We start from the raw sequence: 16,366 nt of genomic DNA, 5'->3' as shown, positions 1-16,366 counted from the left end.
ATCGAACTCAGGTTAACTAATCAACTGATGTAATGAAATAACATTAGACTTCTTTCGAAACTCTACTTTTGCTGGTGATTTGTACGTCGATGCGGTACTCGAATCCTCACGTACATTAGAGTACGCTGCGGTTCTGCGTTCCGCGTCTCCTTCAAATCCCTCAGCACAAGCGAGTTTCGAAAGAGGTCATTGTAGAGGTAAACAGAATATTAAGAGATTCCAACCTAGAATATGCGAAAGAAAATGATAATGATGGTAAATAAGACAACCTTAGCTTACAAAAAAACTGATTTATCCAATGGCTCTTTAAAGGCGACGAGTTGATAAGTATAGTTTGTAAGCCAGCGAATTCCATCAGGGTTGTAGAGTAAATTTTATCTGTATTATTGAAAATATTAATAAAATTCACTTTGTTATAAGCCCGGATACATGGATGCATTTGCTTTTTTGCTATTGACGTTATTTTTTTCTTGCATTATAGGGTAGATCCATACATGAACTAGGGGCAATTCAAAAATTGCTGGATTTAAACATAGTAATAAGGTATTGTAGGCTGAATTTAGTTCGTTATTAAATAATAATTATGCAAACAACAACTGCGGTTACCAACAAAAAAACACAAATTAAAGAATATACGTCTTTTATCTTTACAATATTTTTGGCACTGATGATAAGATTTTTTGTCATGGAACTTTTTTTTGTGCCAACAGGTTCAATGAAAGCAACAGTGCTAGAGAATGATTATATTTTTTCAACAAAATATTCTTATGGATATAGTAATTATTCTTTTCCTTTTAGTCCCAATATTTTTAATGGGAGAATATGGGCGTCACAGCCACAAAGAGGAGATATAATAGTTTTTCGCCCACCAAATAATATGGATATTCGATTTATAAAAAGATTAATTGGGCTACCTGGAGATAAAGTACAATTAATCAATGATGTAGTGTATATAAATGATAAAGCCATAGAACGCACTGAAATTGGTACATATACAAGTGAAGAAGGAAAAAATTATATAAAATATAAGGAAATGTTACCTAATGGTGTAAGTTATTTTTCTTATAAATTAAAACAAAATAATCATTCATTAGTAAATAAATATGGTAATACGGAAAGCTTTTATGTACCTGAAGGTAAGTATTTCTTTCTTGGAGATAACAGAGATGAATCGAATGATAGTAGGATAGACCTAGGATTTGTACCGTTTAAAAACTTTATTGCCAAAGGACAATTTATTATTTTTTCTACAAAAGAAGAATTATGGCAAAGTGATATTGGGATAATTAATCAAATACTCCGTGTTGGTACTTGGCTGGCATCTATTAGATTTAACAGAATATTTACGTCCCTTTATACAGATAAAATACAAAATGATAACAAGTAAAGAATCAGCTCTTTCTGCTCCGGAAAAGCTTGAACAAGATATAGGATATAATTTTAATAATAAAGCTCTTTTACTTGAAGCGTTAAGTCATCCTTCTCTTAAGCAACATGTACTAAAGCATGGAATTCAAAAAAACTATGAACGTTTAGAATTACTTGGTGATGCAATAATTAATTTTATCATTACTGAAATTTTATTTAAAAATTTCTCTACTTATGATGAGGGGAAATTAGCAAAAATTAGAGCATATCTAGTCTGTAAAGAATCACTTTGCAAAGTAGCTGCAAAAATCAATTTGTCAGACTATATTATTATGACCCATGGCGAGGAAGTATTAGGGGGAAGGCAAAATCCTAATAATATTGAGAATACTATGGAAGCATTAATTGCTGCCATTTATCTTGATAGTAACATTGATACGACCCAAAAAATAGTATATAATTTGTGGTATGAGTTTATATCTATTACTGATTTAGCTGATTATGACCCTAAAACTACTCTTCAGGAATTAGCACAAAGAAAGGGAATTGAAAGACCCGTGTATGAAGTGATAAAAAGAGAAGGATCACCACACGCATCTATCTTCACTGTATTAGTAAAAATGGAAGCCTACCAACAAACTGGTACTGGTCATTCAGTTAAAGAAGCAGAAAAAGTTGCTGCCCGTAAATTAATGAACTACCTCAACAATTTGTAAAGTTGTAAAGTTTAATCCGTGAAAATATCTCAAAAGACAATTTCTCTATGTATAATCGGCAAACCAAATGCTGGTAAATCATCATTATTAAACAAACTTATAGGACAAAAAATATCGATAGTAACGAATAAAGTTCAGACAACCCGCTCTATTATAACCGGAATAGTTACCATAAAAGATACGCAGCTGATAATATTAGATACGCCAGGTATATTCGAGCCAAAGAAACAGCTGGAAAAAGCAATGGTACGATGTGCATGGTCAAGCTTACATGGCGTAGATTTAGTTTTATTGATAATAGATAGTACGAAACCTATTGATCAATTTACGTTACAAATACTTAAAAAGTTGCAAACTCTTAAAATAAATTTAATATTTCTGTTAAATAAGATAGATATTCCTTCTCAATATACAGAAGAAATAGAAAATATTATAAGGTCTCAGTTCATAGATGCTAATATATTTAAAATATCCGTTTTAAACGGAGAAAATATCAATAACCTACTAAATTACATACAAAGCCAAGCAGAGTTGTCGCCTTGGCTATACGAAGAAGATGATGTTACTAATTTGCCTATGCGATTTTTAGCTGCTGAGATAACTAGGGAACAATTATTCTTGAATCTCCACCAAGAATTACCTTATAATTTAACTGTTCAAACTGAAATGTGGCAAGAGAATAATGATAAGTCTATCAAAATTCATCAGGTAATAGTGGTTTCAAAGAATTCTTATAAGACTATTATTTTAGGAAACAATGGTTGTAAAATTAAAGAAATAGGATCTAAGGCAAGAATAGAGATGCAGCTAGCTTTTGATTGTAAAATTCATCTTTTCCTTTTTGTGAAAGTACGTGAGCTTTGGGAAAATGATCCGCACTCATATAGCCATATGAGATTGAAACAAGTTTAAATATGAATTTTAAAGATATAGGTATAATAATTGCCAAAAAACCACTAAAAGAAAATACGGCTATTATTACAGTTTTTACTGAGAATCATGGCTTATATTCCGGTGTAATACGAGAAACATCTAAAAAATTTGGTTCTGTAAATCAACAAGGTAATATTGTTGATTTTTTTTGGCAAGCTAGATTACACGAGCATCTAGGAATGGCTAAATGCGAATTAATAAAATCTTACGCTGGTCTTTTAATAACTAATAAAATTAAGCTTTACGCTTTTAATTCAATTATTAGCCTTATTAAGATGGCATTTCATGAAAGAGAAAATCACAATAAATTTTTTCCAATTTTTGTAAAATATTTAAGTAGTCTAGCAAATAATTTTATTTTTGAGGAATATATTAAATTTGAATTAGCCATACTTCAAGAATCAGGTTATGGTCTTGATTTGCATAAATGTGCAGTAACAGGTACTAGGGAAAATCTATCTTACGTCTCGCCAAAATCTGGAAGAGCTGTATGCTTATCAGAGGGATTACCATATCAAGACAGGCTTCTAATCTTACCACAATTCTTAACCTCCACTAATAGCCAAATTACTAATAATGATAAAAAACAAGCTTTTAATTTAACTACATATTTTTTTAACCGGTATTTCTTTCACAACCAACAACAACTACATGTACGAGAGAATTGCATAGAATATATTATTCGATTTGCAACATTCACATAAAATAAAACCTATAGAAAATCAGCCTCCAAAAGCAGATTCTGAAGAATTGTTTTGCTTTCTAGAACCACCCCGAAAACTACTAAGTTTTTTAGATCTAGTCGGATGCTTCAATTTGCGTAGTGCTTTGGACTCTATTTGCCTAATACGTTCCCTAGTAACGTTGAATTGTTGTCCAACTTCTTCTAGTGTATGATCGGTACTCATTCCTATACCAAATCTCATTCTTAGAACTCTTTCTTCACGAGGAGTAAGAGTTGCTAAAACTCTAGTTGTGACCTCTCGTAAGTTCGATTGAATTGCTGCGTCAAGCGGTAATATAGCATTTTTGTCTTCAATAAAGTCTCCAAGATAACTACCATCATCATCGCCTATTGGATTTTCTAAGCTAATTGGTTCTTTAGCTATTTTCATTACTTTTCGTACTTTATCAACTGGCATAGAAAGACGAGCAGCAATTTCTGCCGGAGTCGGTTCATAACCTAGCTCGTTAAGCATTTGCCTAGAGGTACGAATAATTTTATTGATCGTTTCAATCATATGCACGGGAATACGTATGGTTCTAGCTTGATCAGCTATAGCTCTAGTAATAGCTTGCCTAATCCACCAAGTAGCATAAGTGGAAAATTTATATCCCCTACGATAGTCAAATTTATCAACAGCCTTCATTAACCCAATATTTCCTTCCTGAATTAAATCTAAAAACTGTAATCCACGATTTGCATATTTTTTAGCAATTGAGATAACTAGACGCAAATTAGCCTCTATCATAGCTTTTTTTGCCCTAAGGACTTGTCTTTCACCCTTTTGTATTGTATGCACTAACTTTTTAAATTCAATAATTGGCAAACCAATAGTCATTTCCATGGTTTTTAATTCACTAATCATTTGATCAATAGCATCAGATTCTTTAGCAAGGAAATTCTTCCAATTAGATGGCTTGTTTTTTTGCATTTGCCTTTTCCAGTTTTCATCAATTACTGCTCCCATATATTCATTTAGGAAGTTCTGACGACTTATGCCATATTTTTCAGCTAATTTAAGGAAGTTCCCTTCTTTAGTTACTAATTCTCTATTTAGACTATATATTCTATTAAGAATTTCTTCTGTCCTTTTAGAGTGAAAATGGATACTAGAAATTTCAATAATTAGTAATTGTAGATTTTTGGCATATTTTTTGTTATCATGCAATCCCTTAGGTTGAGGATAACGTGTGTAATGTTTTTTTGCTTCAATTAACAACTCTTCAGAAAGTCTAGAAACTCTTTCCATACGCTTGACAACACTAGGTAATAACTGTAACTCAATAGTAGCTATTGATAAATTACTAGCTTCTTCATGTTCTTCATGATCTGATTCTATATAATTATTTTGATTCTCTTCAGAATTACTATCATCCCCGTTAACCATATTAGCTTCTAGATCAATCAAATCTCGGAGTAGTATTTTTTCATTAACTAAATCTTCATGCCATTTTATAAAGAATTTCATCGATATTGGATTTTCACAAAGTGACTTAACCATTATCTCTTTGCCTTCTTCAATATCTTGGGCTACTTCTATTTCAGTCTCACGAGAAAAAAGCCCAACTCCTCCCATGTCTCGTAAATATAACCTTACTGGATCATCGGTTGTACCTAAGTTTTCTTCTTCACTTTCGTCTTCAGGCTCACGATCAACATTATTAGACAGTTTAAATTCATCATCTACATTAATATCAAGTTTGATCTCGTCATCATCACCTTCTATAATATCAACTCCAGCCTCAGAAAACTTTGATATTACCTTTTCTAGATCTTTTACTGATATATTATTAGTCATTGGAATGACTTTATTTAGATCATAATAAGTGACTGCAGTGCCTTTTTCTTTAGCTGTTTTAACTAGGTTATCAACTGCAGTACTTTTTACATCTATTTTCTCTTTTGCTTCTGTCATAATTTATAAACCTTGGGTCAATTAGTAAAAGATTCGTTTAGATTATAAATCTCTTTGGAGATTTTCAAAATTTCTTCTCGATATAATATAGCTTTTTTTAGCTCTTCGTCTGAGCCATTTTGAATAATTGAGCTATATTCTTGTTTTAATAGTACTAGGTGATGTTTTTTATGCAACCATTGCCAAAGTAAGTCAGAATCGATATCATCCTGATTAAATGACAAATCTAGAAATAGATTATTGGATTTTGACAATACTGAAAAAGTGTCATAAAATCCAGTTTTTTCTGCCAAAGCAATAATATTTTCCTGATCTAATATATCGTTGCTAATAATTTCTGCAAAATACCAATCACGAAAAGCTTCAAGCATTTTATTTTGGAAATTTAACGTTAACAAGAAATCCTTTATTTCTTGCTTTTTGGTCATTTCAGGAAATTTAACCAATATTATACAAACAGCTTGTTCTAATATTTCGATTTCTGAATAGTTAGGAGTGGTAGATGTAATATTTGAACTTGTTATAGTTACTTTATTTTGCCGTTTAATTAAATTTTGCCATATTTGATCTTTAAAATATCGATAATAATTATTGCTAAGTAGTTTATCCTTTATTTGTTTACAATAATCTCCAAGATTTCTTTCCAAAATAGCTTTGTCTTCTGGAGTTGAAAAAGTCTTACCTTCATATTCGGAACGCCAAATCATTTCAGATAGATTAATTCTTTTATCAAAAATTTGTGTGAAACTTCCCGCTCCATCTTTATTTATAATATCATCAGGGTCACTTCCGCTAGGTAACATCACAAAGGAAATTTTCTTATTGCCATTTATCAGAGGTAGTACTAGATTAATTACCCGATGGGTGGCTTTTATTCCTGCTATATCACCATCTAAACAGAGTACTATTTCATCTCCGGCACGCCATAATTTTTGTAGGTGATTCTCTGTAACCGAAGTACCAAGACTTGCCATTGCCTCTTTAAAACCAGCTTGGTGCAAGGCAATAACATCCAAGTACCCTTCAACTAAGATTGAATGATTTTTTTTATAGGCAACACTAATTGCATTATTCTCCCCATATAATGTTTCATTTTTTTGAAATAATATGGTTTCCGGAGAATTTAAATATTTAGGTAACCCATCACCAAGCACTCGCCCTCCAAAACCAACTACTTTATTATAAACATTTTTAATCGGAAAGATTATCCGATTATAAAATATCTCATATATTGTACCATCATCTCGCTTGCCCACTAAGCCTGCTTTTTGAAGTTTTGTCAAAGATATTGATTTTTTTTCAAAAAATTTCTGTAATGCTTTAGCTGGAGGAGCAAAACCAATGGAGAATTCCTTAATTGCTTCTTTACTAATACCGCGGTCATGTAAGTAGCTACATACTTCTTGTGACAATTGTGATGTAAAAAATCTTTCAGCCATCTCTAAGATATCAAATAGTTCATCCGATTCTTCATAGAGTTTTTGTTGTGCTGCTGTTAATTTAGGCAATTCAATGCCATAATCATTAGCAAGTTTAATGGCTGCTTCCTTATAAGATAAACCGCTAAAGTTGGAAACAAACTTTATAACATCCCCGTGAACAGCACAGCCAAAGCAATAATAAAACTTCTTGGCATCATTTACAGTGAATGATGGAGATTTTTCAACATGGAAAGGACATAGTCCCAAGTAATTTCCAGATTTCTTAGTTAAGACTACTTTTTGTCTAACAACATCTGATAAATTAATCCGAGTTCTAAGAAGTTCATAAAATTCTAATGGAATTCTCATAAACTTAAAATAAAGGTGAATATGATTGTAGAGAAGCAGTAGCTAAGAGGTATTAATAAATTATCGTTTATTGATAACTCTTTTGAGTAGAATTCACTAATAGTAGCAACTATAGAACTAATTATAATAACAGTAAAACTAGTGTGATAGCCGATGAAAAAATACACTAATATGCTAATAAAAATTGCAGAAATTAGAAAGGCAATAGAACCTTCCAATGACTTGCCATTTTTTAGAGGCGTACCTATTTTTGTACCCACTAGTGCAGCAAGACAATCAGCTATTATCAATATAAGCCAAGATGAAATCGCTAAACCTTTTGAAAATAAAAGAGCAGTTAAGAAAAATCCAACTACCATAAAACTGCTACCACTTAGTCTGAATAAACCACTCTGTTCTTCAGGTCTCATAAACTTTCCAAGAAATTTATCTGTAAATTTCTTAACATATAAATTATAATGCCTTGTAATATCTATATATAATACACATATTATAAGTAGAAATAATAGTGTAGTAACAACTAATTTAGATGAAAATAAATAAAAAAGTGGTATAATCAAGCTGTATAAGTGGAAAGTTTTACGTTGTATTTCAAAATTAAAGAGTTTAGTTTGCATAATAACCTAAAAGGCCTATTTGACAAAGTTTGACACAACAAATATACTAGAAAACTTAACTTAGACAAGACATATTATTATGGCAGATTTTCCTATTACACATAAAGGGTTTGATAGTTTAGAAAAAGAAATTAAACATCTTAAACACATAGAACGACCAAAAGTAATTGAAGCTATAGCAACAGCTAGAGATTTTGGAGATTTATCTGAGAATGCAGAATACCATGCAGCACGGGAAAAACAAAGTTTTATTGAAGGTCGCATTGTGGATCTTGAAGATAAAATAGCAAGAGCTAAAATTATTGATACCTCAAAACTCTCCGGTGATACCATAAAATTTGGGGCATTAGTTAAGTTGATCGATGATGAAACAGAGGAAATAGTTATATATCATATTGTTGGAGAGTATGAAGCAGATATAACCAAAAAGAGGGTATCCATAGTATCGCCAATTGCTAAGGCTCTCATCGGTAAAGGGGTCGGAGATATAGTAGAAGTAACCACTCCTAAAGGTTCAAAATCTTATGAGGTTTTAGAAGTATCCTATCAAGAATTAGTAGATATTTAAGATAATAACTATTAGTGCTAGCTTATTTATATGTTATAACCTGAATTCGATGTAACAAGTTACATCGAATTCAGTATTGTATATAGAAACAATCAGGTTTGAAGCGGTTCTACTCGATAATCAAGTTTTTTAGAATTATTAAGAAATACGTCATTGCGAGGAGGCACTTTGGTGGCAACGAAGCAATTGTAAGTTAAAAGTATGATATAATAGATGTTGAAGTCAATATAAATAATGATTTATACTGACTTATAAGGGGGTATTACAGCGATAGTCATTAATAATACTAAATGACTATCGCTGTGCAGGCGTGAGCGACCGTGAAGCAATTGGTCTTAAGATCGTATGGATCTTGGTACTCTAGCCCAAATCCCCGAGACGTTTGAATAGTTGATTGGGATGCCTTTGCACTCCCGCTTACAATCGTAAACATTAAAAGTCTTCGAGGTATTATGCCATTATATAATAATTTTATTGGTCTTGATATAGGAAAATTCAATTTTGTTGTTGCTATTCATGGAAAAAAAGAAACTAAAGAATATAATAACAACTCTAATGGAATAGCTGATTTTATCAAGGATTACAAAAAAGAGGTTAGTTCTGCATTGTGTGTTTTAGAAACCACAGGTGGATATGAAATGGAACTATTACTAACGCTTTGCAATCAGGGTTTTGCTGTACATAGAGCCAATACTCGCAAAGTTAAAAACTTTATTAGGTCTTTTGGGAATGCAGCTAAAACTGATAGTCTTGATGCTAAAGCTCTAGCACTTTATGGTTTTGAACGGTCAGAAAGATTAGAACTATTTAAAGTACAATCTAAGCAAGCTTTAAACTTGTATGAATTAGTCGGACGTAGGAACGACCTCAAACAAATGTTGATTGCAGAAAAAAATAGGTTTCAGTCCCCGAGAGCTGATTTAATCAAGTCTAGTTGTGTTAAAATAATCGAAGTACTAGAAGAACAAATTGCATCTATTACTAAAAAAATAGATGACTTAATAGCAAAAGATAAACTCTTGCAGGCTAAGAAAGAGACACTGCAAACTATTAGTGGTATAGGCACAGTAGTATCTAATGAGCTTATAGCTTTGTTACCTGAACTTGGTACATTGAACCGCAAACAAATAGCATCATTAGTAGGTGTTGCACCAATATCTAATGATAGCGGTAGATATAGCGGATATAGACATACAGGTCATGGTAGAAGTTTTGTTAGACCTATGTTGTTTGTAGCTGCTATGGCTGCTAGAAATTCTAACTCTGAACTGAAGGTATTTTATGAAAAATTGATCAATAGAGGAAAAAAGAAAATGGTGGCGATGGTAGCATTAATGCGGAAAATCATTGTGATTGCAAACGCTAAGTTACGTGATTTAACTAGCTCTGCAGAAGCAATAAAAATTTAAACCAAATTTATTTAAATTTTTATTGCGAACATAGTTGATCCACAAAAAATATAATAAGTAATTTGGATTGCAGTGTCGCCACTAAAGTGGCTTCTTGCAATGACGTTTGACTAAAAGTTGTATACATCTTACTAATTTTGTGTGCATTGCCTAGGTTAACGGGGTATTACCCCTGTGGAAACTTTTTAAGAGCTTAAAAAATGATTAAAAATGAAATATTATCTTACCCAGAAGTAAAAAGTTTGAATGGCCAATGTAAAAAGCTTGTTGTGTTGTTACATGGGCTTGGTTCAGATGGGCATGACTTAATAAGCTTAGTTCCCTTTATATCTAAGGAATTGCTAGATTGTCATTTTATTTCGCCGCATGGAGTTGAAGAATTTGATAATGCACCGTATGGTAGACAATGGTTTAGTCTAAATGATCGTACTCCTCATGTAATAGGGGAATTAGTTGCTAAAAATAGTGGTTTAGTTACAAAGATAATTCAAAAAAAACAAGCAGAACTAAATTTAACTAATAAAGATACTATCATAATTGGTTTTTCACAAGGCACTATGATGGGACTATATTTAAATTTGGTACAAAAAGAGCCTTTTGCTTGTGTGGTAGGCTTTTCTGGTAAATTAATCGCCCCATTAGAATGTATCAATAAAACTACGCCAGTTTGCGTAATACATGGCGAATTAGACGATGTGGTTGATGTAAGTAGCATGGACGAGATAATAGAATATTTACAGAAATATAATATTGATCATAGTAATTACAAGATACCAAATCTTATGCATTCTATTGATGATAGGGGACTACAATTTGCCGTCAAGTTTATAAATACTAAAGCACAGTAAATTGTAATACGACGTTTTTTTAAGTACTTAATCCCAAGGAATTTAGCAGATGTTTTACTGCTTAGGTAAGTAGCTTAAAACTTCAAATCATTTGAGTATATATGATTAGCTTATTATTGAATTTTTTATATATATTAAGAGTAGTAAGCAAGCAGCAAATACTGACTTATCCTGGTACAATAAGATTACCATCTAGGTTAAAAATTCTTGGCTGGATGATAACCATAGTATTTTATCCAATTGGTTTATTTAAAACACCAAAAGATGATTTTGGTATAAGGTTAACCGATTGTTTTAAAAAATTAGGTCCTGTTTATATAAAATTTGGTCAAACTCTTTCCACAAGACCGGATCTTATAGGAGTTAAGATTGCCAGTTATTTGCAGTCTCTTCAAGATAAGTTGCCACCTTTTAGTAGTAGTATAGCACGAAAGATTATTGATGAGTCTTTTGGTCAAAGTACCGATGAGTTATTCTCCGTCTTTGAGGATATACCAATTGCAGCAGCTTCGATTTCTCAAGTACACAGAGCTAAGTTGAAGTCTGGTGAATTCGTTGCAGTAAAAATATTACGTCCGAGAATTCATCATACATATAATAAAGATATTAAACTTTTATATATTCTTGCTAAACTAGTAGCAAAAATATTTATAAAATTTAAAAGATTGCGACCAGTAGCGGTAATAGATGTATTTAATACTACTATGAAATTTGAGCTTGACCTACGTTTAGAAGCAGCAGCAGCTTCAGAACTCTCTGATAATCTGCAAAATGATGTTGATATATATATTCCTAAAGTTTATTGGCAACTGACTCATGAGTATATAATAACCACAGAATGGGTAGATGGAATATCAATTTATGCTCGAGATAAGCTTATAGAGCAGGGCTTAGATCTAACTAAAATAGCCCAAAGATTTGCTACAATATTTTTTAACCAAGTATATAGAGATGGTTTCTTTCATGCAGATTTACACCCCGGCAATATTTTAGTTAGGTCGGATGGTAGCATAGTATTACTAGATTTTGGTATTATGGGTAGGTTATCTGATAAAGACAGAATGGCAATTGCTGAAAGCCTATTTGGTTTTTTAAGTAGGAACTATAAGTTAGTAGCACTTGTCCATCTTAGGGTTGGTTATATTCCTCAGAATACTGATCTTGATCTTTTTGCTCAGGCGTGCAGAGCAGTGAGTGAACCGATTATAGGATATGCCGTTAAAAATATTTCCATAGGTAGGTTACTTGCACAATTATTTAAAATTACCGAAGATTTTGGCATGGAGGTACAACCACAATTGCTATTATTACAAAAAACTATAGTAGTAGTTGAAGGGGTAGGGCAGCAGCTTGATCCAGAAATTAACGTATGGCAGCTGATAGAACCATGGATCAAGAAATGGGCGGCTAAGAATCTTAGCCCAGAGGCAAAAATTCTTAGAATTCTAAAGCATGTTGTAGTGGAAATATTGGAGAGATTTAATAAATGAAAATAGTAACTTGGAATATTAATTCTGTACGCTTGCGACTGAGTTTGCTCAAAAAGCTAATTGATGAACATCAGCCTGATATTATATCTCTGCAGGAGATTAAAACAATTAATGAACTATTTCCTTACCAAGCTATTAATGATATTGGCTATCAGCATATATATTGTTCAGGAGAGAAGTCTTATAATGGAGTAGCAATTTTATCAAAATTGCCTTTTACCAATAAATTCATTCTTGAATTGTATAATAGCGATAAAAGGCATGTAGCAGTAGAAGTTTTAGGTATTGAGATACATAATTTTTATGTACCGGCTGGTGGTGATATAGCTGATGTGAATGTTAATGAAAAATTTAAACATAAATTGGCATACGTAAAATTAATACAAGAATGGTTAACCAATAATCGGAGTAAAGATAGTAAGATTATCATAACGGGAGACCTAAATATTGCCCCTCATGAGCATGATGTATGGTCTAGCCGTCAATTGCGTAATGTTGTCAGCCATACAGACATAGAGCGTTCAACTCTGTTGGAATTACAGGCTTCCTTAGGTTTTATCGATAGTAGCCGCTATTTCATACCGTATAATGAAAAATGTTATACTTGGTGGAGTTATAGAAATATAGACTGGCAAAAATCTAATCGGGGACGTAGATTAGATCATATTTGGACTAGTTCTAACTTACAAGATAAGATGCTATCTGTTAGCTCCTTATCAGAAGCTAGGAATTGGCTTATGCCCTCTGATCATGTACCTTATTTTTTAACATTGGGTAGTTGTGTGGGGGTAAAAACCTCAATTTTGGATTAATTTCATTAATCTAGATAATAAAAAAACAAGAAGTATGGGATTAATAAATGAAAGTTCAGGATTATAAATTTTATAATGATTTAATATCACAGATTGTGGTTGAGGAAGTTTGGTTATTTGGTTCTAGGGCAAGGAACGATAATCAGGATAGAGCAGATATTGATTTAGCTATAGTATGTCATAATGCTACTACTAAGGATTGGTTGAAATTACAAGAAATTGTTGATAATGCTGATACACTCTTAAAAATAGATTGTATAAGGCTTGACGAATTAGAGGATTCATCAGACTTAAAATTATCTATAATACGAGAAGGGGTGAAATTGTATGAAAGATCCTAAAAAATATACTAAAATAGAGTTAGGTTTTTCAAAGCTAAGTAGAGCTTTAATATCTTTAGAAGATATTGTATTTAAGCCCGTGCTAGAAGATCGAAGTAATATAGATGCTACCATTCAAAGATTTGAGTTTACAATAGAACTATTTTGGAAATTATTAAGGGTAATTCTTGAAAGCAAAGGAGTAGAAGTGCAATATCCTAAAGATGTTTTAAGAGAAGCATTTAAAGGACATCTGATTGATCATGAACAAGAGTGGTTAAAAATGCTGCTAGATAGAAATATTACCTCTCATACTTATGATGAGCAGCTAGCGGATAAAATTTATAATAATATTAGATCTTACATTCCCACATTAAGAAGTACATTTGATAAATTGAACTTTCTTAATCACTTACCTTACGTATAATCCCCATGGCGATTTAAAAGTTATAGGAAAAACACCCTAGCGTCATTGCGAGGAGACCATAGGTCGACGAAGCAATTGTAAGTTAAAAGTATGATATAATAGATGTTGAAGTCAATATAAATAATGATTTATACTGACTTATAAGGGGGTATTACAGCGATAGTCATTAATAATACTAAATGACTATCGCTGTGCAGGCGTGAGCGACCGTGAAGCAATTGGTCTTAAGATCGTATGGATCTTGGTACTCTAGCCCAAATCCCCGAGACGTTTGAATAGTTGATTGGGATGCCTTTGCACTCCCGCTTACAATCGTAAACATTAAAAGTCTTCGAGGTATTATGCCATTATATAATAATTTTATTGGTCTTGATATAGGAAAATTCAATTTTGTTGTTGCTATTCATGGAAAAAAAGAAACTAAAGAATATAATAACAACTCTAATGGAATAGCTGATTTTATCAAGGATTACAAAAAAGAGATTAGTTCTGCATTGTGTGTTTTAGAAACCACAGGTGGATATGAAATGGAACTATTACTAACGCTTTGCAATCAGGGTTTTGCTGTACATAGAGCCAATACTCGCAAAGTTAAAAACTTTATTAGGTCTTTTGGGAATGCAGCTAAAACTGATAGTCTTGATGCTAAAGCTCTAGCACTTTATGGTTTTGAACGGTCAGAAAGATTAGAACTATTTAAAGTACAATCTAAGCAAGCTTTAAACTTGTATGAATTAGTCGGACGTAGGAACGACCTCAAACAAATGTTGATTGCAGAAAAAAATAGGTTTCAGTCCCCGAGAGCTGATTTAATCAAGTCTAGTTGTGTTAAAATAATCGAAGTACTAGAAGAACAAATTGCATCTATTACTAAAAAAATAGATGACTTAATAGCAAAAGATAAACTCTTGCAGGCTAAGAAAGAGACACTGCAAACTATTAGTGGTATAGGCACAGTAGTATCTAATGAGCTTATAGCTTTGTTACCTGAACTTGGTACATTGAACCGCAAACAAATAGCATCATTAGTAGGTGTTGCACCAATATCTAATGATAGCGGTAGATATAGCGGATATAGACATACAGGTCATGGTAGAAGTTTTGTTAGACCTATGTTGTTTGTAGCTGCTATGGCTGCTAGAAATTCTAACTCTGAACTGAAGGTATTTTATGAAAAATTGATCAATAGAGGAAAAAAGAAAATGGTGGCGATGGTAGCATTAATGCGGAAAATCATTGTGATTGCAAACGCTAAGTTACGTGATTTAACTAGCTCTGCAGAAGCAATAAAAATTTAAACCAAATTTATTTAAATTTTTATTGCGAACATAGTTGATTGTTACTAGAAAATAGATAAACTAACTAATTTCCTATACAATCCGTTTTATCCGGTTTATGTGATGCGGTATATACATTTAAAACTCATTGTCAAGCTAAATTAAATTTATTAGAATTATTGAATAAATATAAAAATTTGATGACTATTTCGGCGTATATTTCAGTTTGGTTATCCTATTTGTTTTGTCAAGTTCGTTGGAGTTTTTAATCAATATCCGTTAAATTGAAACTATAAAGTTCGATTAGTAACTACCTAAATATAGCTCCTAATCAAAACCTCTTCTGCGTTTTTCCTTCCATCAACTTTACAATTGATAGTACGAGGCACTTCTATAATCTCTATATAGAAATCTTTGTACATATGCCTTATAAACTGGATATTGGAATTTGAAAGCATAAAATACACCCCTTTATCGTTTAATTCTTTGCATTTTTGATAAAGTTTTATTTGGTCTGTTTCTGTAAAATCAAATTTTGTATATTTTTTCATATTAATTGACTTTTTATAGGCTTTGGGCTACAATGTAGCTCATAAACTATAAAAAGGAAAATTGTTATGTCTGTTAATACTACTGTTCGGGCTCGTATTGATGAGCATATTAAAGAGGAAGCATCTGTTGTATTAGCAACTATGGGTCTTACTGTATCAGATGCTTTTCGTATGCTTCTAATCCGTATTGCTCGTGAGAAAGTTCTACCTTTTGAACCACTTGTACCAAATGCTAAAACAATTGAGGCTATGAAAGCTGCACGAAGTGGTAACCTAATAACTATTGGTAGTATAGATAATTTGTTAGCTGATTTGAATGCGAGCGATTAAACGTACTATACAATTTAAACGGGACTATAAGCGGGAGAAGCGTAAACGACATGGTCTAACTTTAGATAATGATTTATTAAAGGTAATTGAGTTATTAGCTATGAATGCACGATTACCTGAGCGTATGCGTGATCACATTCTAATTGGTGACTGGAAAGATCATCGAGATTGTCATATTAAACCTGATCTTGTGCTTATCTATCGGAAAACGAATCCTAACACACTGGAATTAGTTCGCCTTGGCTCACATGGTGAACTTGGTCTATAATTT

At 32.2% G+C, this 16,366-nt stretch carries 18 protein-coding genes; 14 read left to right on the top strand and 4 right to left on the bottom strand.

What is annotated here, in order from left to right; translation table 11 throughout:
• The first annotated feature begins 583 nt into the window (after positions 1-583).
• The 4 genes from lepB to recO are packed head-to-tail and all read left to right on the top strand — an operon-like array spanning position 584 to position 3,721.
• Positions 584-1,387, top strand: coding sequence for a signal peptidase I (lepB, locus tag AAGD26_RS02995; RefSeq protein ID WP_341752172.1), 804 nt, complete (start codon positions 584-586; stop codon positions 1,385-1,387).
• Positions 1,374-2,084: a ribonuclease III gene (gene rnc, locus AAGD26_RS02990; RefSeq protein WP_341752171.1), complete on the top strand. Its 711-nt coding sequence runs from the start codon at positions 1,374-1,376 to the stop codon at positions 2,082-2,084. Before lepB ends, rnc begins: the two co-directional genes overlap by 14 nt.
• Before the next feature lie 18 nt (positions 2,085-2,102).
• Positions 2,103-2,996 carry a GTPase Era gene (gene era, locus AAGD26_RS02985; protein ID WP_341752170.1) on the top strand — a complete coding sequence of 298 codons (894 nt, stop codon included), beginning with the start codon at positions 2,103-2,105 and terminating at the stop codon, positions 2,994-2,996.
• A 2-nt stretch (positions 2,997-2,998) separates the two neighbouring features.
• Positions 2,999-3,721, top strand: coding sequence for a DNA repair protein RecO (gene recO, locus AAGD26_RS02980; protein ID WP_341747350.1), 723 nt, complete (start codon positions 2,999-3,001; stop codon positions 3,719-3,721).
• An 18-nt stretch (positions 3,722-3,739) separates the two neighbouring features.
• Here the strand turns inward: recO and rpoD are convergent, their stop codons facing one another.
• Genes rpoD through AAGD26_RS02965 form a run of 3 tightly spaced genes read right to left on the bottom strand, consistent with a single transcriptional unit; the run spans position 3,740 to position 8,063 of the window.
• Positions 3,740-5,656: an RNA polymerase sigma factor RpoD gene (gene rpoD, locus AAGD26_RS02975; protein WP_341752169.1), complete on the bottom strand. Its 1,917-nt coding sequence runs from the start codon at positions 5,654-5,656 to the stop codon at positions 3,740-3,742.
• 17 nt (positions 5,657-5,673) lie between these two features.
• On the bottom strand, positions 5,674-7,446 hold the full coding sequence (gene dnaG, locus AAGD26_RS02970; RefSeq protein WP_341752168.1) for a DNA primase: 1,773 nt from the start codon (positions 7,444-7,446) through the stop codon (positions 5,674-5,676).
• Positions 7,443-8,063 (bottom strand): diacylglycerol/polyprenol kinase family protein, encoded by a 621-nt coding sequence (locus tag AAGD26_RS02965; RefSeq protein ID WP_341752167.1) that lies wholly within the window; start codon positions 8,061-8,063, stop codon positions 7,443-7,445. The genes dnaG and AAGD26_RS02965 overlap by 4 nt, the downstream gene beginning before the upstream one ends.
• 76 nt (positions 8,064-8,139) lie before the next feature.
• Here AAGD26_RS02965 and greA point away from each other — a divergent pair, with 76 nt between their 5' ends.
• From greA to AAGD26_RS02925, 8 genes are all read left to right on the top strand, one after another.
• On the top strand, positions 8,140-8,631 hold the full coding sequence (gene greA, locus AAGD26_RS02960; protein WP_341752303.1) for a transcription elongation factor GreA: 492 nt from the start codon (positions 8,140-8,142) through the stop codon (positions 8,629-8,631).
• Between the two features lie 452 nt (positions 8,632-9,083).
• Entirely contained in the window at positions 9,084-10,040 is a 957-nt protein-coding gene (locus AAGD26_RS02955; protein ID WP_341751380.1) for an IS110 family transposase, read from the top strand.
• 200 nt (positions 10,041-10,240) lie between these two features.
• A complete protein-coding gene (locus AAGD26_RS02950; protein ID WP_341752166.1) occupies positions 10,241-10,888 on the top strand; it encodes a dienelactone hydrolase family protein in 648 nt (215 codons plus the stop codon).
• Positions 10,889-10,989: 101 nt separating this feature from the next.
• The gene (gene ubiB / locus AAGD26_RS02945; RefSeq protein ID WP_341752165.1) at positions 10,990-12,378 is read left to right on the top strand and encodes a 2-polyprenylphenol 6-hydroxylase; all 1,389 of its coding nucleotides are present in this window, start codon (positions 10,990-10,992) and stop codon (positions 12,376-12,378) included.
• Positions 12,375-13,190, top strand: a complete 816-nt coding sequence (xth, locus tag AAGD26_RS02940; RefSeq protein WP_341752164.1) for an exodeoxyribonuclease III — start codon at positions 12,375-12,377, stop codon at positions 13,188-13,190. The genes ubiB and xth overlap by 4 nt, the downstream gene beginning before the upstream one ends.
• A gap of 47 nt (positions 13,191-13,237) precedes the next feature.
• On the top strand, positions 13,238-13,531 hold the full coding sequence (locus AAGD26_RS02935) for a nucleotidyltransferase domain-containing protein (protein ID WP_341747307.1): 294 nt from the start codon (positions 13,238-13,240) through the stop codon (positions 13,529-13,531).
• The gene (locus tag AAGD26_RS02930) at positions 13,518-13,937 is read left to right on the top strand and encodes an HI0074 family nucleotidyltransferase substrate-binding subunit (protein ID WP_341747306.1); all 420 of its coding nucleotides are present in this window, start codon (positions 13,518-13,520) and stop codon (positions 13,935-13,937) included. The genes AAGD26_RS02935 and AAGD26_RS02930 overlap by 14 nt, the downstream gene beginning before the upstream one ends.
• A gap of 341 nt (positions 13,938-14,278) precedes the next feature.
• A complete protein-coding gene (locus tag AAGD26_RS02925) occupies positions 14,279-15,235 on the top strand; it encodes an IS110 family transposase (RefSeq protein WP_341751265.1) in 957 nt (318 codons plus the stop codon).
• Between the two features lie 293 nt (positions 15,236-15,528).
• Here AAGD26_RS02925 and AAGD26_RS02920 read toward each other — a convergent pair whose 3' ends face one another.
• The gene (locus tag AAGD26_RS02920; RefSeq protein ID WP_341752163.1) at positions 15,529-15,765 is read right to left on the bottom strand and encodes a DNA adenine methylase; all 237 of its coding nucleotides are present in this window, start codon (positions 15,763-15,765) and stop codon (positions 15,529-15,531) included.
• A gap of 66 nt (positions 15,766-15,831) precedes the next feature.
• On the opposite strand from AAGD26_RS02920, the gene AAGD26_RS02915 reads away from it, so the two are divergent.
• Positions 15,832-16,095: a type II toxin-antitoxin system RelB/DinJ family antitoxin gene (locus tag AAGD26_RS02915; RefSeq protein WP_341752162.1), complete on the top strand. Its 264-nt coding sequence runs from the start codon at positions 15,832-15,834 to the stop codon at positions 16,093-16,095.
• On the top strand, positions 16,082-16,363 hold the full coding sequence (locus tag AAGD26_RS02910; protein ID WP_341752161.1) for a type II toxin-antitoxin system YafQ family toxin: 282 nt from the start codon (positions 16,082-16,084) through the stop codon (positions 16,361-16,363). The genes AAGD26_RS02915 and AAGD26_RS02910 overlap by 14 nt, the downstream gene beginning before the upstream one ends.
• The last annotated feature ends 3 nt before the right edge of the window (positions 16,364-16,366 follow it).

This window comes from Candidatus Tisiphia endosymbiont of Piscicola geometra, assembly GCF_964026415.1.
Taxonomy (GTDB): Bacteria; Pseudomonadota; Alphaproteobacteria; order Rickettsiales; family Rickettsiaceae; genus Tisiphia.
The sequence above is the reverse complement of the archived record's forward strand: the minus strand, read 5'-3'. Positions and strand labels throughout refer to the sequence as shown.